Genomic DNA, 24441 nt, shown 5'->3' with positions numbered 1-24441 from the left:
GGTTCAGTCAGCCAGCACGAATACCGAGCCGCAATACGGGCAGGCTGCCTCGCCATTGGGTTCGTCTTCGATCGGCAGGTACACCCGCGGATGCGAGTTCCACAGCGCCATTTCCGGCGTCGGGCAGCTCAGCGGCAGGTCAGCGCGATGTACGGTGTAACGCTTCTCGGCATTGGCGGGCGCGTTTGCGGTATGGCTCATGGCGTCATTCACGAAAAAAAACGGGTCCGCGCAATTCTAGCAGTGCCGGGCCAGCCCGGCCGCCCCGGCAGCGCCCTGCTCGGCAGAATACGGCGGCGGCGAACCTGAAGCGGGGCACGCTTCGCCGTTGGATCAGCCCGCTTGGTCAGGGGCAGTACCAACCTGGGGCAGACAACAACGGCAGCGGGCCGTGGAAGCAGCTTGGCCGGCAGCAGTACCGGGGCTGTGACAGACAGCCCCGGGTAACCGCTTACTTGAAGTCACCGGCAACAAACACGCTCAGCTGCTCGGGCTTCAGGTGCTTGCGGATGGCGGCATTGACCTGCTCCACCGTCAGCGCCTGGTAGGCGGCATCGCGCTGCGCTTCAAAGCGCATGTCACGGCCATAGTAAAGATGGTCACCCAGCAAACCTGCGATGGCTGCATCGGCCGCGCGCGACTGCTCACGCGCCACCTTCTTCTCCGCCACCGCATCGCGCAGTTCCTGCGCGGTGATGCCGTCGGCAAGCAGCCGCGCCAACTCCTCGCGCAGGGCTGCCTCCAGCTTGGCCATGTTCTCCGGCGCGGCGATGGCCTGGATGCTGATGCTGCCGTTGTCGTCACGTCCCTGGCGGCTTTCATCGGCACTCAGGCCGGCACCGATGTTGTAGCTCAGCCCCTCCTTCTGGCGGATGCGCTCGCCCAGACGCGCCTTGAGCGGGTCGCCGCCGAGAATGCCGATGGCGATGTTCAGTGCCGGGAAGTCGGCATCGGCCAGGTTGATCGATACATTCTGCCGCGCCAGCAACACCGCATTGGGTTTGTCCGGAGTGGAAAAGCGCTCGTGCCTGGCGGCGACTTCGCGGTAGTGGGTGCTGATCGGCGCGTACGCATGCGGCGCCTTCCAGTCGGCAAACAAGGCCTGCAGTTCGGCTTTCATCGCCACCGGGTCGAAATCACCGACCACGGCGATCTCACCGACCGAGCTGCCGTAGAAGGCCTGATGGTAGGCGCGGATATCCTCGACGGTGATTGCCTTCAAACGTGCCAGCGACTGATCAATCGACTCCACATGCAGCGGATGGCCAATCGGCCACGGATCGAAATACTGGCTCAGCGCCATTGACGCAAGCGTGCCCGGCTCGTTGCGCTGGAACTCCAGGCCGGTGATGGCCTGCAGCCGCAACTGCTCGAACTGGTCTGCCGGAAACGCAGGATGACGCAGCACATCGGCGGCCAGACGCAGCGCCTCAAGCAGGGTCTCACGCTTGCCGTTGAGGCGGATGGCCGCCCCTTGTGCGCCGCCACTCACCTGCGCCTGGGTATTGAGTGCATCAAAACGCGCGGCAATCTGCCCACGATCCATGCGCTCGCTGCCCGTCATCAACATCGGCCCTACCCAGCTGCCGGCGTAGCTGCGGCCGGTGATGGAGGGCTCATCGGCAAAACGGAAACTGGCATCGAGGATGACGGTCTGGCCACGATTGCGCTTTGGCAGCAGCGATACCCGCAGGCCATCGCCAATGACGAAGCTCTCGGTACGCGCGGCGATGTTGTCCAGGCTGGGCTCGAACGCCTCACCCGCAGCAACGGCGGCCCGACCCTTGTAGCCATCCACCAGGCTTGCAACCGCCGGCGCTGCTGGAATCAGCGCACGGTCCGGCGTCGCGGTCGGTACGAAGCGGCCAATGGTGCGGTTCTGCGGTTTCAGATAGGCAGCCGCGACACGGTTGACGTCGCTCGCGGTGACGCCGTCGATGGTATCGCGCTGCACGAACAACAGCCGCCAGTCCCCGGCCGCCTGGTATTCGGACAAGGCCATCGCCATCGCATTGACGTCACTGGCACGCTTTTCAATGGCATTGCCAATGCGTTGCTTGGCCGCCGCAACCTCCGCCTCGGTCACCGGGCTGGCGGCGATGGCTTCGGCCTGTTTGAGCAGCTCGGCTTCGGCCTTGCCCGGGTCACCCTCCTTGGGCAGGGCCGCAACCAGGGTGAACAAGCCAGGATCGCGCAGGGTCTCGCCGCTGGCACCGGCAAACGCGACCAGCTTGGGTTCCTGCAAGGCCTTGTACAGGCGCCCATTCGGGTTGTCGCCAAGTACGTTGCCCAATACCGACAGCGGCGCGCTGTCGGCCTGCGCAAGCGCGGGAACGTGATAACTGGCGGCTATCAGTGACAGCTCACTGCTGCGGCGTACCGTGACTTCACGTTCGCCGTCCTGCACCGGCTCCACCGTATGGAAAGCCGGCATGATCCGCGCAGGCTTCTTCAAGGGGGCGAAATGGGCGGCAACCCGCGCCAGCGCCTGCGTGCTGTCGATGCGACCGGCGATGATCAACATCGCATTGTCCGGCTGATACCAGGTCCGATAGAACGCCTGCAGGTTGCCGATCGGCACATTCTCCACGTCCGAGCGCGCACCAATGGGCATGTTGGCGTAGTTGTGCCAGTCAAAGGCGACCGAGCGCATGCGCTTCATCAATACGCCAACCGGATTGTTGTCGCCGGCTTCCATCTCGTTGCGGACCACGGTCATCTCGCTGTCCAGGTCGGCCTTGGCCACCTTGGAATTGAGCATACGGTCCGCTTCCAGCCCCAGCAGCCAGTCCAGGGTGTCGTCGTTGGCCGGGAAGGAGGCAAAGTAGTTGGTGCGGTCCAGCGAAGTGGTCGCATTCTTGTCGACGCCGCGCTGCTGCATCTCACCGGGAATATCCGGGTGCTTGGGCGTGCCCTTGAACATCAGGTGTTCAAGCAGATGCGCCATGCCGGTTTCGCCGTAGTTCTCGTGCAGGGAGCCCACGCCATAGACCAGATTGACGGTCACCGTCGGCTTGCTGGCATCGGCAAACAGCAATACCCGCATACCGTTCTGCAGGCGGTACTCACAGACGCCTTCAACACAGGGGCCTGCCTGCACACTTTTGGGCAGCATGGCAGGCGCCTGCTCTGCCTGTGCCAACGGCGCCCAAGCCAACGACAGCGCGACAGCCCAGGCACAGCACGATAATTTCTTCATCCGGATCCAGTCCTCGGTAATGCGATCAGTACACCCATCCCTGTGCGTACCCTGCCCTGAATCCCAATGGGCAGGCGGATAGCGCGCCCCATCATCGCAAAACCCAGCTGCGCTGTGGCATGCGCAAGGCAAGACCCACTTGCACGCAGCGCCATGATCGGATGCTTGGTTTGCAACTACGCCAACTCAGCGCCCACCCAACCAACCGCCAAACGAGTACATAGGTGCCAGCAGGCGATCACTCAGCGGCTCGGGCTCACCGCTGACCTGCGCATCCAGCATCATGCCCGGCTTGAGCGGCTCCATCCGGCCGTGGGCCAGAATCGCCTGGTTGGTCAATTCGACCGTGACGCGGTAGAAGGCTTCCCTAACCGTTGGCAGCTCTGCGGCGAAGCTGGCCTCTTCACTGTCCACCGCGGTGCGGCTGATATGCGCGATGGTGCCGTGCTGCGCACCGAACTTCTGATGCGGAAACGCCTGGTAACGAAGCACCACGCGATCACCCGGCGCCATCGCCCCGATCGCGCGCCCCGGCACCATCAGCTCGGCCTCAAGCCGGCCATCGCCGGGCAGCAGGCTGAGCAATGGCTGGCCCAGGTGCACCGACTGCCCCGGCTTGACCATCTGCGCCACCACCACGCCATCCACCGGCGCCTTCACCAGCAGCGCGGCGCTGGCTTCGTTCTCGACCCGCTCCAGGCGCAGCTGCGCCAGATGCTCGGCATAGGCGGCATCGTTGGCCTTGCGCCGGCCGGGCAGTTCGCCCACGGCCTGCTTGAGCTGGGCGATCAGCCGCTGCGTCGCTGCCTGTTGCCGACGCAGTGACTGCAGTTGTGCGGTGTAGTCCAGCACCAGCGCCTCCTGCTGCTCGGCCGCGGCAAGGCCCGCGACGGAAGCAGCTTCAAAACTGCGCTTCCGGGTCAATACATCACCGGCCATGCGAATCAGCTCGCGCCGCGTACGTATCTGCAGATCGATCTGCTGCGCCTCAGCGCGTGCAGCCTGCAACTGCTCGTGCAGACCGGTCGTCTGTGCCGCCAGCTGCTCCTTGTAGGCCTCACGCGCCAGCACGATGCTGTCTTCCTTCTGCTGCAGGCCGTGCTCCAACGCCCGATTGGCATCGCCGATATCAGGCATGGCGCGCGCAGTGGTTACCAGTGCGAGCGTGTCGCCCTCCACCACCCGCTTGCCGTCATCCACATCCAACCAGCGCACCACACCGGCAACCGGCGCCAGTACGGTCGCCATTCCCTGCACCGGCACCAGCCGGCCCGCGATGATTGCCGCTTCGTTGTCGCTGCGGATGGCCAGCGCCGCCAATGAAAGCAGCAACACGGTCAATGTACCCATCAAATAAACAGACAGTTTCCACGGTCGCTTGAATTCCATCCGTGACCTCCAACGCCGATCAGCAGCCTGCAGTTTTTCACTCGTAGTGGTTTGCGCCACGCTTGCACCATTGGTTCAACGCTTAAGAAAAAAGCTCGTCAAGCTGTCGGCGTTTTACGAACAAGCTCTGGCTGAAAATACTTTCCGCACTGCAGCGTAGCGACATCAAACAAAGCAGGGAGCAGGTGCAAGTTACATTGGCAAAAGTCGTCAATATTGATGACGAGCCCGGTTCTGATAATCCAAGAACGTAATGAACATTGACAATAAGTCTTTGCCGACTGCGCAAGCTCGCAATGGCTTAGGCTTTTAGTCGGCTCTCATGGTCAACGCTCGAGGAGAAATTTATGCATGACCATCTGGGAATCCGCATCCGCAAAGCGCGGAGAAAGATGAGGATGACGCAGGCGGAGTTGGCAGGCCAACTGAAGGTAAGCCGTAGCGCAGTGGGAAACTGGGAAAGTCCAACGGGTATATCGCCCAGCACCATGCGCCTGATCACCATCGCATTGGTCACCGATGTTTCGTTCGAATGGCTGGCAACCGGGCGTGGCGAACTTGACGCCATTTCGGCAGCCACATCCAACGAGAATGCGGAGCTTGTGGATGATCCGTCCGAACGCAGGTTGCTGTTGGCCTACCGGTCCTGCCGGGCGGCCACGCGGAAACTGGTGTTGCAGATAGTGGAAGCGCAGAAGATTCATCAGTTCTGATGGGCAGCGGCGACCGGGGGCTACATCGGCGCCGCTTGTGCACAAGCTGCATACAGCACACGGGAACTGCAGAAATGACTGTGGGAGCGGCGTAAGCCGCGAAGCTGGCAATGCCGGGAAAACGGCTGAATGTGCTGGCTGATGATCTACGTGCTTCGCGGCTTACGCCGCTCCCACAAACGGCGCACACTGGCGTGCATTCGTCAGGCTTCTTCACGCCTGGCCACACCATCACCAGACCCTACATAAAACAAAGCCGGCACAAGGCCGGCTCTGCGTTGACACATGCAGGTTGGCAATCAACCTGCGCGGTCGGCTTCCATCTGCTTGCGGATCTGCGCATCCACCGCGGCAATCGCGGTCATGTTCAGCACGCGGCGCGAGCTGGCGCTACTGGTGAGGATATGCACCGGCTTGGTCATGCCCATCAGGATCGGGCCGATCGCCACGCCATTAGTGAACACGCGTACGAGGTTGTAGGCGATGTTGGCCGCTTCCAGGTTGGGCAGCACGAACAGGTTGGCACGGCCCTTCAGGGTGCTGTTGGGCAGCAGCTTGTCGCGCAGTGCTTCATCCCATGCGGTGTCGCCCTGCATCTCACCGTCCACGTTCAGGCGCGGGTTGCGCTTGAGCAGCGCCTCACGCACCTGGCGCATCTTCAGCGCATCCTTGGAATCGTGGCTGCCGAAGTTGGAATGCGACAGCAGCGCGATCTTCGGCTCGATGCCGAACAGCTTCATGCGGAAGGCCGCCTGCAGCGTGGATTCGACAATCTGCTCGACGGTGGGATCTTCCTGCACGTGGGTGTCGACGAAGAAGAACACGCCCTGGTTGTTGATCACACCGGTCATTGCCGAGGTCGAGCTGACCTTGGGTTCCAGCGGAATCACGCTGCGCACATAGCCCAGCTTCTTGTGGAAGCGGCCGACCAGGCCCGACAGCATCGCATCGGCCTCGCCACGGGCAACCATCACCGCCGCGATCAAAGTCGGGCGCGAGCGCATCAGGTTCTTGGCGGCGGCCACGGTGACGCCCTTGCGGCCGGTCATCTCGTGGTAGTACTGCCAGTACTCGTTGAAGCGCGGGTCGTCATTGATGTTGGTGACTTCAAAGTCGACACCGGCACGCATGCGCAGCGCCAGGCGCTCGATGCGGGCTTCGATCACGTCCGGGCGGCCGATCAGGATCGGGAAGGCCACGCCTTCGTCGATCACGTTCTGCACTGCCTGCAGCACCACTTCTTCCTCGCCCTCGGCGTAGACCACGCGCTGCTTGTCCGAACGCGCACGGTCATAGACCGGCTTCATGAACAGACTGGTGCGGTAGACGAACTGGGCCAGCTTGTCGCGGTAAGCCGCCATGTCGGCGATCGGCCGGGTGGCCACGCCCGAATCCATCGCGGCCTGGGCCACGGCGGCCGACAGCTCCACCAGCAGGCGGCGGTCGAACGGACGCGGGATCACATAGTCACGGCCGAAGCTGGGCACGTCACCGCCATAGGCGGCACCCAGATCGGAGGCTTCCTTGCGGGCCAGCGCGGCAATTGCGCGCACGCAGGCGACCTTCATTTCTTCGTTGATGGTGGTGGCGCCCACGTCCAGCGCACCACGGAACAGGTAGGGGAAGCACAGCGCGTTGTTGACCTGGTTCGGGTAATCCGAACGGCCGGTACCCATGATCAGGTCCGAACGCACCGCATTGGCGTCTTCCGGCAGGATTTCCGGGTAGGGGTTGGCCAGGGCGAAGATCACCGGATCACGCGCCATGCTGGCGACCATGTCCTTGGTCAGGATGCCGCCAGCCGACAGGCCCAGGAAGATATCGGCGCCGTCGACGATCTCGGCCAGGGTGCGCTTGTCGGTGTCGCGGGCGTAGCGCGCCTTTTCCGGGTCCAGATCGGTACGGCCGGTGTGGATCACGCCGTCGCGGTCGTAGGCCAGGATGTTTTCCGGCTTCAAACCCAACGAAACCAGCATATTGACGCAGGAGATACCCGCCGCGCCCATGCCGGTGGTGGCCAGCTTGACCTCTTCGATCTTCTTGCCGGTGATGCACATGGCATTGAGTACGGCCGCGCCGACGATGATCGCGGTGCCGTGCTGGTCGTCATGGAATACCGGGATGTTCATCCGCTCGCGCAGCTTGCGCTCAACGATGAAGCACTCCGGTGCCTTGATGTCTTCCAGGTTGATGCCGCCGAAGGTCGGCTCCAGCGAGGCGATGATCTCGACCAGCTTGTCCGGGTCGTTCTCGTTGATTTCGATGTCGAAGACGTCGATTCCGGCAAACTTCTGGAACAACACGCCCTTGCCTTCCATCACCGGCTTGCCGGCCAGCGGGCCGATGTTGCCGAGGCCCAGCACGGCGGTGCCGTTGGTGATGACGCCGACCAGGTTGCCGCGTGCCGTCATCTCGCTGGCCATGGCCGGGTCGGCCATGATCGCTTCGCAGGCATGTGCCACACCCGGCGAATACGCCAGCGACAGATCACGCTGGGTCAACATGGGCTTGGTTGCCACCACCTTGATCTTTCCGGGCGGCGACATCCGGTGGTATTCGAGGGCTGCCTGCTTGAAATCTTCGTTGGACATCGAGTTGTGGGCGCTAATGGGCAAGAAGGACGACAGATGATAACGCCGTTAAGGCGGTTGGACCTGTCGCTATGCTGTCGCATGAATGCTGCAAGTGCACAATCTACCGCTTTCGATGGCATGGCGTGCGCAACAGTTTCGGTCCTGAGAATGACAAGCAAGGGACGCAAAAAAGTCGCGGGGCCGCCCGTTCGTCAGCAGGCCCCGCGCAAAAACGCACACACAGGTAAATCTCAGGCCTTGGCCGGCACCGTGGGCGGCAGCTCCGACGGCTCGGCGCCATCAAGCACCAGGCGCAGGCGCTGCCGATCCAGCGCGCCCTCCCAGCGCGAAACCACCACGGTGGCCACCGCATTGCCGATGAAATTGGTCAGCGAGCGGCATTCGCTCATGAAACGGTCCACACCCAGAATCAATGCCATGCCGGCCACCGGCACCTCCGGCACCACCGCCAGGGTAGCCGCCAGGGTGATGAAGCCCGCACCGGTGACCCCGGCCGCGCCCTTGGAGCTGAGCATGGCGACCAGCAGCAGCGCGATCTGGTGACCCAGGCTCAATTCGGTATTGGTGGCCTGGGCGATGAACAATGCCGCCAGGGTCATGTAGATGTTGGTGCCGTCGAGGTTGAACGAATAGCCGGTTGGCACCACCAGCCCCACCACCGACTTGCTGCAACCGGCCTTCTCCATCTTCTCCATCAGCGAAGGCAGCGCCGATTCGGAGGAGGAAGTACCCAGCACCAGCAGCAGCTCGGCCTTGAGATAACGGGCAAGCTTGAGCACCGAGAACCCGCATAGACGCGCCACCGCGCCCAGGATCACCACCACGAACAGCAACGAGGTCAGGTAGAACGAGCCCACCAACCAGGCCAGATTGACCAGCGAGGCAATGCCGTACTTGCCGATGGTGAAGGCAATGGCACCAAACGCACCGATCGGCGCGGCCCGCATCAGCAGGTGCACCAGCTTGAATACCGGCGTGGTCAGCGCTTCGAGCAGGTTCAGCACCGGCCGGCCTTTCTCGCCGACCGAGGCCAGCGCGATACCGAACAGCACCGCCACGAACAGCACCTGCAGGATGTTGTCACCGACGAACGGGCTCAGCAGGGTCTTGGGAATGATGTCCAGCGCAAAGCCGACCAGGCTCAGCTCATGCGAGCGCTGCACATAGCCTTCCACCGCGCTCTGGTCCAGGTCGGCCGGATTGATGTTCATGCCGGCACCGGGCTGCACCACATGTGCCACCACCATGCCAACCACCAGGGCCAGGGTGGAGAAGAACATGAAATAGGCCATCGCCTTGGCGAATACACGGCCAACGCTGCGCAGATGGGTCATGCCGGCGATGCCGGTGACGATGGTCAGGAAGATCACCGGTGCGATGATCATCTTCACCAGTTTGATGAAGGCATCGCCCAGCGGCTTGAGCTGCTCGGCGAACACTGGCTCGAAATGACCCAATAGCACGCCCAGCGCTATCGCCACCAGCACCTGCACGTAAAGCTGGCGGTAAAGCGGCAGCCGACGCCCCGCAGGGATAGCAACACTGGCCGAAGCGGCATGCATGGGGAAACCTCGAAGATTCACTGACTGCCGGCTTTTTTACCGGTCCGCGCGCGCGCCGCCGATAACGCATTGGTGTTAAGGCCTGCGCACGGCCGCACCCGCACCAGCGAAACCGGCCCGCGTCAGCCGCCACGGCAAATAACCGGACAAGACCTATGGCACTGCGCTGCGGTGGTGCCGGACCATCGGTACATGCCGTTCTTCCCCACCCATCGGCGCCGTATGCGCTGGCTGCTGCCGCTCACCGCCGCACTCGCCATCGCCGCGATCGGGCTGGTGGGCTTGCGCCATTTCGAACGCACCAGCATTGCCAGCGAAGCGATGCGGGCGCAGACCCAACTGCATCTTCATGGCGAAGCCCTGCAGGCACTGATCGAGCGCCACCGCGTGTTGCCGGCAGTACTGGCGCTGGATCCGGATGTGCGCGCAGCCCTGTCACGGGCCAATCTGGGCAAGCCGGAACTGGACCGCCTCAATCGCAAGCTGGAGCGCGTCAACGGCGTGGCAGCCACCTCCACCCTGACCCTGCTCGATCGCAGTGGCGTGGCACTGGCAGCGAGCAACTGGCGGATGAACCGCAGTACCAATGTCGGCAACAGCTATCAGTTCCGCCCCTATTTCCGCCAGGCAATGCATGAAGGCAGTGGCACCTTCTACGCCGAAGGCGTCACCACCGCCATGCCCGGCTATTTCCTGTCCGAAGCGGTGCGCGATGACACCGGCAAGGCGGTCGGCGTGGTGGTGGTGAAAGTGGTGCTGCGGCCGCTGGAGCAGACCTGGGCCGACTCCGCCGACAGGGTCTTCGCCAGCGACAGCCACGGTGTGATCTTCCTCTCCAGCCACCGGCCCTGGCGCTACCTGACCCTGCACGCGCTGGACCCGGGCGTGCGCGAGGAACTACAGCGCACGCGCCAGTACACGCAGCTGCCACAGCAGCAGCTGCAGCACGCGCCAGGCACCGCGCTGCGGCCGAACCAGCAACGCGTGCAGCTGGCCGATGGCGACGAGGTGATCTGGGTATCGCAAAAGTTGCCGCAACAGCAATGGACCCTGCACCTGCTGCGCAGCACCGCTGCCAGTACCGCCAGCGCGCGCAGCTTTGCCGGCGCGTTGATCGCCAGCCTGATCGCGCTGTTATTGCTGAGCTACGGACTCTGGCAACGGCAGCGGCTGGCGCGCCTGCGCGAGCGCAGCCGTCACGAACTGGAACAGCTGGTGGAACAGCACGCGCAGGAACTGCGCACCACTGAAGATGGCGTGGTGCATGCCGCGCATGCGGCCGACTACGGCGAAAGCGCCAGCCTGCAGCATCTGCCGCAAGGTGTCTGCGTGGTCGACGCGCAGCTCAATCTGGTGGCGTGGAACCGGCGCTATATCGAATTGTTCCGCTTCCCGCCGGGGCTGATCCAGGTGGGCCGGCCGATTGCCGACGTCTTCCACTACAACGCACGGCGCGGCCTGCTCGGCCCCGGCCCGGTCGAAGAGGCGATAGAGCGCCGGCTCAACCATCTGCGCTCGGCCACCCCGCATATGCATGAGCGCGAGAGCGGCGACGGCAATGTCATCGAGATCCGCGGCAATCCGCTGCCCGATGGCGGCTTTGTCACCAGCTATACCGATATCACCGCCTATCGCAATGCCGCCCGCGACCTGCGCTCATTGGCCGACACCCTCAGCCTGCGGGTCAGCGAACGCACCCACGACCTGGCTGGCGCCAAGCGCGAGGCCGAAGAGGCCAACCAGGCCAAGACGCGGCTGGTGGCCGCCGCCGTACACGACCTGCTGCAGCCATTGAATGCGGCGCGCATGTTCCTGTCGGCCCTGCGTGGGCGTTTGACCGATGCCGGCTGCCGCGACATTGCCGACAACGTCGACAACGCCCTGACCGCACAGGACAGCATCCTGACCAGCCTGCTGGACATCTCGCGGCTGGAGTCGGGCGCACTTGAAAAGCGAGTCCGCGACTTCCCACTGGAGCCGTTGCTGGAAACCCTGACCATCGAGTTCGGCATCCTCGCCAATGCGCGCGGCCTGCGTGTGCATCATGTCGCCACCACTGCGGTGGTACGCAGTGACGAGGCGCTGCTACGGCGCATCCTGCAGAACCTGTTGTCCAATGCCGTGCGCTACACCCGCAGCGGCCATATCGTCATCGGTTGCCGCCGCGACGGCGAGCAGCTGCGCATCGAAGTGCACGACACCGGCACCGGCATCCCGCAGGCACGCCAGCAGGAAATCTTCGAGGAATTCCGTCGGCTCGACAACGCCGGCAGCGAAGAACCCGGTGCCGGTCTGGGGCTGGCCATCGTCGACCGCATCGCCCGCCTGCTCGATCACCGCATCGGCCTGCGCTCCACGCCCGGCCGCGGCAGCGTGTTCTCGGTCACCCTGCCGCGCGGCGATGTCGGCTGCAGCGTACTGCCGGTGAACCCGCCGGAAGAAGCACAGGTCGATTCCCTGCTGGCCGGCTGCCGTGCCTGGTGCATCGACGACGATCCGCGCATCAGCCTGGCCACCCGCCTGCTGCTGGAACGCTGGGGTTGCCAGGTGGAATTTTCCGGCGGCGTGGAAGCAGCGCAGGCAGCGACCCGCCCCGACAATGTGCCCGACCTGTTGCTGCTGGATGTGCGCATGGGAGATATCAGCGGCCCCGACCTGTTGCCACAGCTGGTCGAGTGCTGGGGCAGCGAGCCCGGCGTGATCCTGTTCACCGCCGAACAGGACCCCGACCTGCGCCAGCTCGCACGCGAGCGCAACTGGGGCTATGTCTCCAAACAGGCGCGCACCGCGGCACTGCGCGCGTTGATGACGCACCTGTATCAGCGCGGTAGTTGATTGACGCGCGATCGGCAGGCTTCACCTGTAGTGCCGAGCCATGCTCGGCAGAGGCTCTACCGGTAACGCCCTAGCCGAGCATGGCTCGGCACTACAGACCAGCTTTCCTGGTAATGCCCTTGCCGAGCATGGCTCGGCACTACAGGTCAGCTTTTTTGGTAACGCCCTTGCCGAGCATGGCTCGGCACTACAGTCAGGCTTTCCTGGCAATGCCCCTGCCGAGCATGGCTCGGCACTACGGTGCTGCGCGTGGCAACTCCGGCTCCCACTCTGCTTCCAGGGTTTTCAGCAATACCGCGGCCTGGGTGCGGCTATTGCATTCGAGCTTCTTCAGCACGGCGGTGACGTGCACCTTCACCGTGTTTTCGGCCAAGCCCAGCACGTGGGCGATCTGCTTGTTGAGCAGGCCGTCGGCCATGCACAGCAGCACCCGGATCTGCTGCGGGGTCAGCCGCGCCAGCCGCGAGGCCAGCATCGCGTCGTGCTCGGAGCGGACCGCCGCCAAGGGCGGGAAACAGGTATCGCCCTCCATCACCGCGCTCACCGCCGCACCTATCGATTCCACCGGCGCGGACTTGGGAATGAAGCCGACCGCACCGAACTGCTGGGCGCGGCGGATCACCCGCGGGTTGTCATTGGAGGAAATGATGATCACCGGCAGCTCGGGGCGTTCGCCTCGCAGCCACACCAGCGATGAAAACCCGTGTGCGCCGGGCATGGTCAGATCCAGCAGGACAAGGTCCACATCGGCATGCTCGGCCACCGCCTCGGTCAGCGCCGAGACGCTGGCCACTTCCAGCATCTCGCCCACGGCACCGCCGTCGCGCAGTGCGTGCAGCACGGCGGCGCGGAACAGGGGATGGTCGTCGGCAACAAGCACCTTGATCAGGCTCATGGCGCCAGTTTGGCATGGGCGCTGCCCAGCCGCCCTAGTCCCAAATCGCTATTGGTGGCCACCCAGGCCCTGCCTATCGTCCGCGCACTCCCTACTGCACCGAGGCAACGGATGGCCGATTACCCCCTGAGCGCCGCATTCACCGGCCTGCTGTTGCTGGCCGCCGCGCCCAACGCGCTTGCCAACGACGCCTTTACCGCCAAGGCCAGTGGCCGCCTGTATTACGAACTTGCCCATTTCGACAACGACAGCAGTGGCCCGGCAGAGCGCAGCGGCGATGATCTGCGTGCGGCATGGCTGGGTGTGTCGGGCAAGGTCTACAGCGTGGGCTACAAAGTCGAGGCCGACTTCGCCGGCCACCGCCCGGTTGCCCGCGATGTCTACCTGACCCACAGATTCGGCAACACCCAGCTCACGCTGGGCCAGTTCAAGCAGTTCTATACGCTGGACGACCGCAGCAGCGCCAATCACACCCCCACCATCGAGCGCAGCTTCCTGGTGCAGTCACTGGGTACGGCCTACCGGCTGGGCATCGGTGCGCAGGGGCATCACAACGGCATTTTCTGGAGCGGCAGCGTTTTCAGCCTGGAAAGCATTGACGTCTGGCAGGCCAAGGGCCACGTCATCGGCGGACGCGTCGGCCATGCGCCATGGAGCCAACCGGGCCATGTACTGCACTTTGGTGTCTCCGGCGCCCACGAGCATCACAGCCACCCCGGTGCCGACGGCACTTTGCCACTGCGTGCGCAGGTCCGTGCCAACGGCTACTTCGGCGACAACGGTCGCTTGCCGCTGGTGGATTTCCGCAGCGGTCGCGCCGTTTCGGTCCAACGCTACAGCTTTGAAACCGCCGGTGTGGCCGGGCCGTGGTCGTGGCAGGCCGAGTACGGTGGCACCCGCTACGACGATGGCCTGCAACGCGGCGAAGTACTGGCCGGCTATCTGCAGGGCAGCTGGCTGCTCACCGGCGAAAACCGCCCCTATGATGCCAAGGCTGGCCGCTTCATCCAGCTCGAGCCCGAGCGCGATTACGGCGCCTGGGAGCTGGTGGCCCGCTATGACCACATCAGCGGACGCCAGTGGCCAGCGCAGCAACGCGATGCCTCGGCCGACGCCTGGACCCTTGGCGTGAACTGGTATGCCTCCCGCAACGTCAGGCTGATGCTGGACTGGACCGACAGCCGGCGCCGTGATGAACTGCGCGGAGAGCGCCTGGACCACACCGGAGTATTGGCCGGGCGCGCCCAGCTGCACTTCTGACCCCCGACCGGACCGGTTTCATCCGGCCCCAGGCACACAAGAAAATAATTTTCACGTATCCTCCACCTTTCGCCACGACAGCCACCCGCACTCCCGGGTGAACAAGGCAAGGGGAAGGATTCGTGCAGGAAAATTACTTTCATTCCGAAACAGTTCTGCTCGGCAAGGGCCTCCCCAGCGGTGGCCCATGGACGCCTGCATCGCTTGCCGCCGCCGCACCGTCGCTGCTTGCAGAGCAGCTCAGCCTGCCGGCTGCGGTACTGAGCGCATCGGCGCTGCAGCACAATCTGTTGTGGATGCGCGAATTCGCACAGGCCTATGGCTGCCAGTTGGCGCCCCACGGCAAGACCACGATGAGTCCGGCGCTGTTCCGCATGCAGTTGGACGCCGGCGCCTGGGGCATCACCCTGGCCACTGCCCCGCAGACGGTCGCTGCCCATGGCGAAGGCGTGCAGCGCGTGCTGCTGGCCAATCAGCTGGTCGGCAAGGGCAACTTCGAGCTGATCGCCTCCCTGCAGCAGCGTGACCCGGGCTTCTGGTTTGCCTGCGTGGTGGACTCGGCCGACAACGTGGCCGCGCTCGGCCGCTATTTCAGCGCGCGCGGGCAGCAGATCAAGGTATTGCTGGAGATTGGTTTAGCCGGTGGCCGTACCGGCGTGCGCGACGATGCACAGGCGCAGGCCGTGCTGGACGAGATCGCCCGCTGGCCGGATGCGGTGGCGCTGGTCGGCGTCGAAGTCTATGAAGGTGTCGCCAGCGACGAGGCCGGCGTGCGCGCCATGCTGCAGCGCAGCCTTGCGCAGTGGCAGGCGATCCGCGCCAACGGCGGTTTCCGCCGGCTACCGGCCATCCTCAGCGGCGCCGGGTCGGCCTGGTTCGACGTGGTGGCCGAGGAATTCTCGGTACTCGCCAACGACGCCGATGCACAGATCGTACTGCGCCCGGGCTGCTACCTGAGCCATGACGTCGGCATCTACCGGCAGGCCGCCGAGCGCATCCACGCCAGCAATCCGATTGCGCGCACGATGGGCAGCAGCCTGCAACCGGCACTGCGGCTGTGGGCGTACGTGCAGTCCCGCCCGGAGCCGGGCAAGGCCATCATCGGCCTGGGCAAGCGCGATGCCGCCTTCGATGCCGGCCTGCCGGTGCCCGCCCTGCACTACCGCCCCGGCGATGCCGCAGCAACTGCCGCCGCCGCGCATTGGAAGGTCACCGCGATGATGGACCAGCACGCCTTCCTCGAACTGCAGGCCGACGATGTGCTGCAGGTGGGCGACATGCTCTGCTTCGATATTTCCCACCCCTGCCTGACCTTCGACAAATGGCGCCACCTGCTGGTGGTCGATGACGCGCACCGCGTTGTCGGTGCTGTTTCCACGCAGTTCTAACCGCTTCCTCCGGGCCTGTACGCATGACCGACGGTAATCTGCTGTTGATCTACGCCGCATTGTCGATCCTTGCACTGATCGTGCTGATCGCCCGTTTTCGGCTCAATCCCTTCATCAGTGTCACCCTGGTTTCGGTGGGCCTGGCACTGCTGGCCGGCATGCCGGCACCGGAGATCCTGCCCGCCTACGAACAAGGCGTCGGCAAGACCCTGGGGCATATCGCGCTGATCGTCGCGCTGGGCACCATGCTCGGCAAGATGATGGCCGAGTCCGGCGGCGCCGAGCGCATCGCGCGCACCTTGATCGCCCGCTTCGGCAGCAAGAACGTGCACTGGGCGATGATGCTGATCGCCTTCTGCGTGGGCCTGCCGATCTTCTTCGAAGTCGGCTTCGTGCTGTTGATCCCGATCGTGCTCAATGTCGCCCGTCGCACCGGCGTGCCGCTGCTGCTGGTCGGCCTGCCGATGGTGGCCGGCCTGTCGGTGGTGCACGGCCTGGTGCCACCGCACCCGGCGGCGATGCTGGCGGTCAACGCCTATGGCGCCGACGTTGGCCGCACCGTGTTCTATTCATTGCTGGTCGGCCTGCCAACCGCAGCCCTGGCCGGCCCGGTATTCGCCAAGTTCGTCGCGCCACGGGTCAAGCTGCCGGCGCACAACCCAATGGAAGCGGCCTTGCTGGACGAAGGCCATAGCCGCATTCCCGATGAACAGCTGCCCGGCTTCGGCATCACCCTGGCCACCTTGCTGCTGCCGGTGGGTTTGATGCTACTCGGCGGCTGGGCCGACCAGATCGCCACGCCGGGCTCCACGCTCAACCACGGCCTGCGCTTCATCGGCCATTCGGTGGTGGCGCTGCTGCTGGCGACCCTGATGAGCTTCATCACGCTGGGGCTGATGCGCGGTTTCAGCCGCGAGCAGATCCTCAAGTTCACCCAGGAATGCCTGGCCCCGACCGCCGCGATCACCTTGTTGGTCGGTGCCGGTGGCGGCCTCAACGGCATCCTGGTGCACACCGGCGTGGCCGCCGAGATCATCGGCCTGTCGCAACGCTTCGAACTGTCGCCGCTGTTGATGGGCTGGACCATGGCCGCGCTGATGCGTATCGCCACCGGCTCGGCGACAGTAGCGATGACCACCGCCTCCGGCATCGTCGCCCCGATTGCCGCCGCCATGGGCTACGCCCACCCTGAATTGCTGGTGCTGGCCACCGGCGCCGGCTCGGTGGTGCTGTCACATGTCAACGACGGTGGCTTCTGGCTGGTGAAGGAATACTTCAACATGACCGTCGCCCAGACCTTCAAGACCTGGACGGTGCTCGAAACCCTTATTTCCGTCATCGCCCTGTCGCTGGTGATGGCCCTCTCCATGGTGCTCTGAACATGTCGCAGAATACGTTCGATATCGTCTATGAGCTGCGCCAGCGCCAGCACGAGTTCAGCCCGGTGGAATCGCGCATTGCCGCGGCCATCCTCGCCGACGTGGATGCCGCCGCGCAGTACGGGGTCAGCGAGCTGGCCGAACGCGCCGAAGTCAGCGCCGCCGCCATCTCGCGCTTTGCCAAGGCCCTGGGCTGTGAGCACGTGCGCGAACTGCGTGCGCGCCTGGCTTCGGCCAGTGCGGTCGGCAAGCGCTTCCTGGAACAGCAGAACGCGCCGCCGGTCTCCGCGCTGTACGCGCAGATCTGCGACGACATCCAGGAAAGCCTGCGCCACAACATCGCCAACCTGAAGGAAGAGGTGGTGCAGGAACTGGCCGAAGCAATCTGCCAGGCGCGGATGATCCATATCTTCGGCCTGGGCGGCTGCTCCACCGTGTTCGCGCAGGAACTGCAGAGCCGCTTCGTGCGTTTCGGCCGGCCGGTATCGGCCTGCAGCGATGCATTGATGATGAAGATCATCGGCGCCACGCTGGGCCCGCAGGACCTGGTGCTGGTGTTGTCGGTCAGCGGCATCACCCCGGAAATCGTCTCGGCAGTGGATATCGCCCGCACCTATGGCGCCCGTATCGGCGCCATCACCCAGGCCAACACGGCGCTGGCCGAGCGCAGCGACTGGCTGCTGCCGATCCAGATCGAGGAAACCGATTTCGTGTTCAAGCCCTCGGCCTCGCGCTACGCGATGATGCTGGCGATCGACGTGCTTGCCACCACCACCGCGCTCAACGACGCCAACGCCAACCATGAACACCTGCGCCGCATCAAGCTGGCGCTGGACCGCCACCGCGGCGGTGATTCGCGCCTACCGCTGGGTGATTGATCCATGCATGATTTCCTGATCCGCAATGCGCTGATCTTCGATGGCAGCGACCAACCGGCGCTGCGCGGCGATGTCGCCATCGACGCCGGGCGCATCACCGCCGTTGGTGCGCTGGGCACGGCTGCGGCTGCAAATGTCATCGACGCGCAGGGCCTGGCGCTGGCGCCGGGCTTCATCGACGTGCATACCCATGATGACCTGGAAGTGATCCGTAACCCGGACATGCTCAGCAAGTTGTCACAGGGCGTGACCACGGTGGTGGTCGGCAACTGCGGCATCAGTGCCAGCCCGGTGCAGATCCGCGACCAGGTACCGGATCCGATGAACCTGCTCGGCGATGCCGAGGATTTCCGCTATGCGGATTTTGCCAGCTACCGCAACGCCGTCGAGCACGCAGGCCCGGCCGTGAACGTGGCCGCTCTGGTCGGCCATACCGCGTTGCGGCAGAACCATATGGATCGCCTCGACCGCGCCGCCACTGACGACGAAATCAGTGCGATGCGCGCACAGCTGCGCGACAGCCTCGCGCAGGGCGCACTGGGCCTGAGCAGCGGCCTGGCCTATGCCTCAGCCTATAGCGCACCGTCCTCGGAAGTGGACGCGCTGGCCAAGGAGCTGCCGCGCAACGGCCTGTACGCCACCCACCTGCGTGATGAATTCGGCGGCATCCTCGATGCGATGGAAGAAGCCTTCCACGCTGCACGCGCGCCACAGGCCGCAGTGCGTGTTTCGCACCTGAAGTGCGCCGGCGTCGACAACTGGGGCCGCAGCGGCGAAGTGCTGGACTGCCTGCATGCGGCCTCGGCCAGCCAGGATGTGGCCTGCGACTGCTACCCGTATGCGGCCAGCGCCTCGACCCTGGACCTGAAGCAGGTCACCGAGGCCTACGACATCCTGATCACCTGGTCCGAGCCCGAACCCGACCAGGGCGGCCGCCTGCTGGCCGATATCGCCGCCGACTGGAAGGTCCCGTTGATGGATGCCGCGATCCGCCTGCAACCGGCCGGCGCGGTCTATCACGGCATGGACGAGGCCGACGTACGCCGCATCCTCAGCCATCCGCTGACCATGATCGGCTCCGATGGCCTGCCGCGCGATCCACGCCCGCACCCTCGCCTGTGGGGCACCTTCCCTCGTGTGCTGGGCCACTACGCGCGCGATCAACAACTGTTCCCGCTGCACACCGCCGTGCACAAGATGACCGGTCTGCCAGCCTCGCGCTTCGCGATGGGCGCACGCGGCTTCATCCGTGCCGGCTGGTGCGCCGACCTGGTGCTGTTCGATCCGGCCCGGGTACGCGACACCGCCAGCTTCCACGATCCGATCCGCGCCGCCGAAGGCATCAACGCGGTCTGGGTCAACGGCTGTATGAGCTATGACGGCAGCCGCGTCGTCGCCCGCGCCGGCCGTTTTGTACGGCCAGAGCCGGCACCGACGGCCTGACTGCTACCGCCGCACCCCATGAAGAGGAATACCGATGAGTGACATCAAACGCTACGGCGCCGAAGGTGGCGTTGGCCAGGGCAAGCAACACATGCCGTTCTCCCGCGCGGTCGAAGCCGATGGCTGGCTGTTCGTATCCGGCCAGGTGCCGATGCGCGATGGCGAGCTGGTGGCCGGCACCGTGACCGAGCAATCGCATGTGGTCATCGGCAATGTGCTGGCGATCCTGGCCGAGGCCGGTTACGGCCCGGAGCACGTGGTGCGCTGCGGCGTATGGCTGGACGACGCCCGCGACTTCTATGCCTTCAACGGCGTGTTCAAGCACTATTTTGGCGAGAACCCACCCGCCCGCGCCTGCGTCGAAAGCCGCATGGTGGTGGACTGCAAGGTGGAAGTGGACTGCGTGGCCTACAAGCGGCCGCAACGCTGAGCCCCGCCCATCACCGGTAGTGCCGAGCCATGCTCGGCAGGGGCCTTACCGCAAGACCCAAACCGTAGTGCCGAGCCATGCTCGGCAGGGGCTTTACCGCAAGACCCAAACTGTAGTGCCGAGCCATGCTCGGCAGGGGCCTTACCGCAAGACCCCAACTGTAGCGCCGAGCCATGCTCGGCAGAGGCTTTACCGCAAGACCCAAACCGTAGTGCCGAGCCATGCTCGGCAGAGGCTTTACCGGGAAGGCCCCTTGCCGAGCATGGCTCGGCACTACAGTCCGCTTGGAAAGCCCTTGCCGAGCATGGCTCGGCACTACAGGCAATGCGGCGGCTGAAAATGGCTCGGCACCACATTCGGGCGAGCGAGCGCACCCTGACAACCCGGCCAGTGCCAATAGGCCCGGTTGCTATTGTGCCGGGGGAACGACAAAGTTCGCCTTTCGCTGGTGCAAGGTCCCCGCCCTGATGATTCAACTTGACGCAGTACAGACAGTCGCCTTTGCCGGCCTGACCCTGTTTGCCGGCTACGCATTGTGCCGCGCCATTCCGTTCTTCCGCCGCTACAACCTGCCCGAGCCGGTGGTTGGCGGCCTGCTGGTCGCGCTGGCGGTGTGGTGGGCACACAGCCAGCAGACCACCCTGTTCACCCTCGACACCACCCTCAAGACACCGCTGATGGTGGCCTTCTTCACCACCCTGGGCATCAATGCCAGCGTGCGGCTGCTGCGGGTCAGCGGCAAGCAGGTGATGTTGTTCCTGCTGATCGGCAGCATCTTCGCGGTGCTGCAGAACCTGATCGGCATCAGCGTGGCCAAGATGTTCGGCCTGAATCCAATGTTCGGTGTGCTGGCCGGCTCGGCCACGCTTACCGGTGGTCCGGCCACCGGCCTGGCCTTTGCTGGCCACTTCGAGCAGGCCGGCCTGGTCGGCGCGGAAAGCCTGGCGGTGACTGCGGCAATGGCCGGCATCATCTGTGGCGGCCTGGTCGGCGGCCCGGTGATCACCGTGCTGATGCAGCGCTTCAAGGTGCAGCACCCCAGCCAGAAGGCGACCGGTGCGCAGCTCGGCGAGGATGAAGCCGTCACCGTGCGCTACCCGAGCGAATCCGCACGCGAGTTCGATGCACTCAAGAGCATCGTCGTGCTGCTGATGGCGATGTGGCTCGGCGTCTGGGTGGGCAAGGGCTTCGAAGGCCTGGGCCTGACCCTGCCGACCTATATCGGCGCGATGCTGGTGGGCGCAGTGATCCGCAACATCGATGACTACACCGGCTGGATCAAACTGTCGGTGCCCACCACCGACCTGATCGGCAATATCTGCCTGGCCCTGTTCCTTGCCATCGCGCTGATGGATCTCAAACTCTGGGAGCTGGCGGGCATGGGCTTGCCGCTGCTGGTCAACCTGATCATCCAGGTAGCTGTGGTGGCGCTGTTCGCGGTGCCGATCTATTGGCTGATGGGCCGCGACTACGACGCGGCGGTGATGGGCGGCGGCTTCATCGGCTTCATGCTGGGCACCACCGCCAACGCGATGGCGGTGATGCGTCGCCTGGCCCAGCGCTACGGGCCGGCGCCGCGCGCCTTCCTGGTGGCACCGCTGGTCGGCGCGTTCTTCATCGACTTCATCAACGCCCTGATCATCACCGGCTTCCTCAACTTCTGGCCGCACTGACCGGTCCGTTCCGTGCGCCATACCCGTGCCTTGCGCACGGGTTGGCGCGACAATGGGCACTCACCTGCCCCGTGCTGCTCCGCTGATGACCCCCAACGCTGTGCCCCCGGTTTCTTCTGGCCATGACCTCATCGTCATCGGCGCTGGCGTGGTGGGCCTGGCCACCGCATATGCCGCGGCAAAGCGGGGCTGCTCGGTGCTGCTGCTGGACCGCAATGCCGGCCCGGCGCTGGGCACGTCCTTCGCCAATGGCGCGCAGCTCAGCTACGCCTATACCGACGCGATGGCCGGCCCTGCCACCTGGGCGCAACTGCCGGAGATGGCTTTTGGCCGCAACGGGCCGTTCCGCACGCGCTGGTCGGCGGACCCGGATTTCCTGCGCTGGGGGCTGGCCTTCCTGCGCCAAGCCAATACTGCCGGCCTGCATCGCAATACGCTGGCCACGCTGGAACTGGCGCTGCAATCGCGCGCAGCCATGCAGGCCCTGCTGCAGCAGCACCCCATCGATTTCGACCACGAGGTTTCCGGCAAGCTGCACCTGTACCCTTCAGCCGAGGGCGTGCAGGGTGCCGCGGCGATGATTGCGCTCAAGCGCGACAGTGGTGTGCAGCAACGCCTGGTGGATGCTGCCGAAGCGACCGCCATCGAACCCGCACTCAGTGGCGCGCCGTGGCTGGCCGGTGCGGTCTACTCGCCCGAGGAAGAAGCCGGCGACCCCTACCGCTTCAGCCAGGGCCTGCTGCAGGTACTGCAGCAGCACTACGGCATGCAGGCGTGGTTCGGCTTCGACACCCAGTCATTGCGCCATGTTGATGGCCGCTGGCAATTACAGGCTCGCGATGGCCGCAGCGTGCAGGCTGCGCGCGTCGTGGTCTGTGCCGGCATCGACAGCGCCGCGCTGCTCAAACCCTTGCGCCTGCGCATGCCAGTGATGGCGATCAAGGGCTATTCCTTCACCGCGCCACTGGGTGCCAACGCGCCGCGGGTCAGCCTCACCGATACCAAGCGCAAGCTGGTGTTCTGCCGCCTGGGCGAGCGCATCCGCGTTGCCGGCTTGGCCGATCTCAACGACTGGAATCCCGCACCGGAACCGGCGCGGCTTGCCACCTTGATCGCACAGGCACGCGCCTCGCTGCCCGAGGCAGCCGACTACGATCATATCGAAAGCAGCTGGGCCGGACTGCGCCCGGTCACGCCATGGACATCCCCGATCATCCGCAATCTTGGCGATGGCCTGGCCTGCAACATCGGCCACGGCATGCTCGGCTGGACGCTGGCAATGGGCAGTGGCGAACACGCGGTGCAAAAGCTGCTCGACACGCCCTGAGCCCGCTCAGGTTTCGCTGATCTGGTCCATGCGGATGCGGTTGGCAAACAGCGAGAACGCCAACGCGCCGGCCAGCCCATTGGCGCGGTTGATCCACTGCGGCAACCAGCGTGGCGGCGCCAATACCCCGGCTTCGAACAAGGGCGTCAGCGCGACCGCATCGCCCAGGGTCATCTTGCCCGCAAACAGCCAGCGGCAGGTCTGCAGCTTTTCATCGCGCAGCATCTGCCGGAAGAAGGTGTGCACCGACACCAGCCCACGCAGGTAGACGTTGTCCTTGGTGAAGGCGGCACCGCCGCTGGTCGGCACGCCGCGGAACACGCGCTGGGCCGAGGAGAAACTTTCCTCGGCGGTCTGCCCGGCAGCGCGGAAATACTGGAATACCTCGATGAAATCCGCACCATCGCGCGCCATCGCGATCGCCTCGATGCGCAGGCTGATGCGCTTCAGGCGCTGGATGTCGATGCTGCCGGTGATCTGCTCGGCAAACGTGGCCAGGCCTTCCTGGGTGGCGGTGATACGCGGCGAGGCCAGGGCCAGGCTGGGCAGCAAGGTCTGCTCGCGGCCATTGAGGGCAGTCAAGGAATGCACCAGCGCCTCGTGGTGGTAGAGCTGGGCGCGGTCGTAGGCACTGAACGTGGCACTGGTGCGCAGGCGGATGCGGGTGGCACCAGCGGCCGCCTTGGCGATCAGCTCGCGGTCCAGCTCCACCGTGATCAGGCGCCCGTCGAAGAAATCATCCAGGTCACTCTGCAGCATCAGCTGCAGCGCGGTGGCCGACACAGGGACCTGCTCTTCCGGCGCCAACAGTTCGTGATCGAGTTCTTCGGCGATCTGGATGAAGTGCCGGGCGGCATCGCGGGTGGTCGGGCCATTGCCGGGCATGGGCTGCTCCGGCACGCCGAACAACTGCGCCGAGTAATCACTCACCGCGCGTGTGCCCAGGGCTTCCAGCAAGCCGGCGGCAAGATCCCAGCTGTGCGCTGAGTCGTGTACGTAGACGCCGAGCGGATGCGAGGTATCGGCCGCGGCCATGATCGCCGCCAATTCACGCCGCGTATCGCTGAAATCCTGTTTCGGATATTCCACCTGCGGCAGCAGCGGTTTGCCACGTGCCACGCTGTCGAGGAACGGCGCCTGGGTGGTGGCCGGCCAGCTGGTCAGACCCAGCAGACGCACACCGCGTACCGCCGCCACCATGCGCGCATCGAGCGCGGCGTGATGGCTGATGGCCGGATCCTTGTGGGTATCAACTGTGCCCATGCCTGCCTCGTTCAAATCACGTCATCAAGCGCAACGATCGCGCTCTTTGTAGGAGCGGCGTAAGCCGCGAAACCACAAACCTATCAGCGCTGCGAACAGCTTACCCCTCCCCAACCCGCCCGGCCCGAAGGCATAGCCTTCGGTCGTTCATCAGGCCGCGCGCCAGTGGCGCGCAAGCGGGCCTTCTTCACCCCCTTTGCTACGCAAAAGGGA

Annotated in this window: 17 protein-coding genes; 10 read left to right on the top strand and 7 right to left on the bottom strand. The window is 64.8% G+C overall.

Annotated elements, in window-relative coordinates:
- Positions 1-3: 3 nt before the first annotated feature.
- The 3 genes from ABB27_RS06945 to ABB27_RS06935 form a co-directional block, all read right to left on the bottom strand.
- Entirely contained in the window at positions 4-201 is a 198-nt protein-coding gene (locus ABB27_RS06945) for a zinc-finger domain-containing protein (RefSeq protein ID WP_057627713.1), read from the bottom strand.
- 250 nt (positions 202-451) lie between these two features.
- Positions 452-3115, bottom strand: coding sequence for a M16 family metallopeptidase (locus ABB27_RS06940; RefSeq protein ID WP_244479171.1), 2664 nt, complete (start codon positions 3113-3115; stop codon positions 452-454).
- Between the two features lie 270 nt (positions 3116-3385).
- Positions 3386-4549 (bottom strand): HlyD family secretion protein, encoded by a 1164-nt coding sequence (locus ABB27_RS06935; RefSeq protein ID WP_057627709.1) that lies wholly within the window; start codon positions 4547-4549, stop codon positions 3386-3388.
- 386 nt (positions 4550-4935) lie between these two features.
- Between ABB27_RS06935 and ABB27_RS06930 the strand changes: the two genes are divergently transcribed.
- Entirely contained in the window at positions 4936-5301 is a 366-nt protein-coding gene (locus ABB27_RS06930) for a helix-turn-helix transcriptional regulator (RefSeq protein WP_083491189.1), read from the top strand.
- A gap of 299 nt (positions 5302-5600) precedes the next feature.
- Here ABB27_RS06930 and ABB27_RS06925 read toward each other — a convergent pair whose 3' ends face one another.
- Together ABB27_RS06925 and ABB27_RS06920 are read right to left on the bottom strand one after the other, a co-directional pair.
- Complete coding sequence (locus tag ABB27_RS06925) at positions 5601-7892, bottom strand: NADP-dependent malic enzyme (RefSeq protein WP_057627705.1); 2292 nt, start codon at positions 7890-7892, stop codon at positions 5601-5603.
- Between the two features lie 233 nt (positions 7893-8125).
- Entirely contained in the window at positions 8126-9457 is a 1332-nt protein-coding gene (locus ABB27_RS06920) for a dicarboxylate/amino acid:cation symporter (RefSeq protein ID WP_057627703.1), read from the bottom strand.
- Between the two features lie 192 nt (positions 9458-9649).
- On the opposite strand from ABB27_RS06920, the gene ABB27_RS06915 reads away from it, so the two are divergent.
- The gene (locus ABB27_RS06915; protein WP_057627702.1) at positions 9650-12292 is read left to right on the top strand and encodes a hybrid sensor histidine kinase/response regulator; all 2643 of its coding nucleotides are present in this window, start codon (positions 9650-9652) and stop codon (positions 12290-12292) included.
- A gap of 235 nt (positions 12293-12527) precedes the next feature.
- Here the strand turns inward: ABB27_RS06915 and ABB27_RS06910 are convergent, their stop codons facing one another.
- On the bottom strand, positions 12528-13187 hold the full coding sequence (locus ABB27_RS06910) for a response regulator (protein WP_057627700.1): 660 nt from the start codon (positions 13185-13187) through the stop codon (positions 12528-12530).
- Between the two features lie 111 nt (positions 13188-13298).
- On the opposite strand from ABB27_RS06910, the gene ABB27_RS06905 reads away from it, so the two are divergent.
- From ABB27_RS06905 to ABB27_RS06870, 8 genes are all read left to right on the top strand, one after another.
- Complete coding sequence (locus ABB27_RS06905) at positions 13299-14447, top strand: OprO/OprP family phosphate-selective porin (protein WP_057627696.1); 1149 nt, start codon at positions 13299-13301, stop codon at positions 14445-14447.
- A gap of 122 nt (positions 14448-14569) precedes the next feature.
- Positions 14570-15835 carry an amino acid deaminase gene (locus ABB27_RS06900; protein WP_057627694.1) on the top strand — a complete coding sequence of 422 codons (1266 nt, stop codon included), beginning with the start codon at positions 14570-14572 and terminating at the stop codon, positions 15833-15835.
- Positions 15836-15858: 23 nt separating this feature from the next.
- Positions 15859-17214 carry a GntT/GntP/DsdX family permease gene (locus ABB27_RS06895; RefSeq protein WP_057627692.1) on the top strand — a complete coding sequence of 452 codons (1356 nt, stop codon included), beginning with the start codon at positions 15859-15861 and terminating at the stop codon, positions 17212-17214.
- 2 nt (positions 17215-17216) lie between these two features.
- Positions 17217-18092 carry a MurR/RpiR family transcriptional regulator gene (locus ABB27_RS06890; RefSeq protein ID WP_057627691.1) on the top strand — a complete coding sequence of 292 codons (876 nt, stop codon included), beginning with the start codon at positions 17217-17219 and terminating at the stop codon, positions 18090-18092.
- A gap of 3 nt (positions 18093-18095) precedes the next feature.
- Entirely contained in the window at positions 18096-19535 is a 1440-nt protein-coding gene (locus ABB27_RS06885; RefSeq protein ID WP_057627689.1) for an N-acyl-D-amino-acid deacylase family protein, read from the top strand.
- A 34-nt stretch (positions 19536-19569) separates the two neighbouring features.
- A complete protein-coding gene (locus ABB27_RS06880) occupies positions 19570-19965 on the top strand; it encodes a RidA family protein (RefSeq protein ID WP_057627687.1) in 396 nt (131 codons plus the stop codon).
- 467 nt (positions 19966-20432) lie between these two features.
- Positions 20433-21638: a sodium/glutamate symporter gene (gene gltS / locus ABB27_RS06875; RefSeq protein WP_057627685.1), complete on the top strand. Its 1206-nt coding sequence runs from the start codon at positions 20433-20435 to the stop codon at positions 21636-21638.
- Positions 21639-21723: 85 nt separating this feature from the next.
- Entirely contained in the window at positions 21724-22965 is a 1242-nt protein-coding gene (locus tag ABB27_RS06870; protein ID WP_161809620.1) for an FAD-dependent oxidoreductase, read from the top strand.
- Between the two features lie 6 nt (positions 22966-22971).
- Here ABB27_RS06870 and ABB27_RS06865 read toward each other — a convergent pair whose 3' ends face one another.
- Positions 22972-24228: a flavohemoglobin expression-modulating QEGLA motif protein gene (locus tag ABB27_RS06865; RefSeq protein ID WP_057627682.1), complete on the bottom strand. Its 1257-nt coding sequence runs from the start codon at positions 24226-24228 to the stop codon at positions 22972-22974.
- Positions 24229-24441: the final 213 nt, after the last annotated feature.

The organism is Stenotrophomonas terrae, assembly GCF_001431465.1.
GTDB classification, from domain to species: domain Bacteria; phylum Pseudomonadota; class Gammaproteobacteria; order Xanthomonadales; family Xanthomonadaceae; genus Stenotrophomonas; species Stenotrophomonas terrae.
Note: the sequence above shows the minus strand (reverse complement) of the source record. Positions and strands in the feature narration are given on the sequence as shown.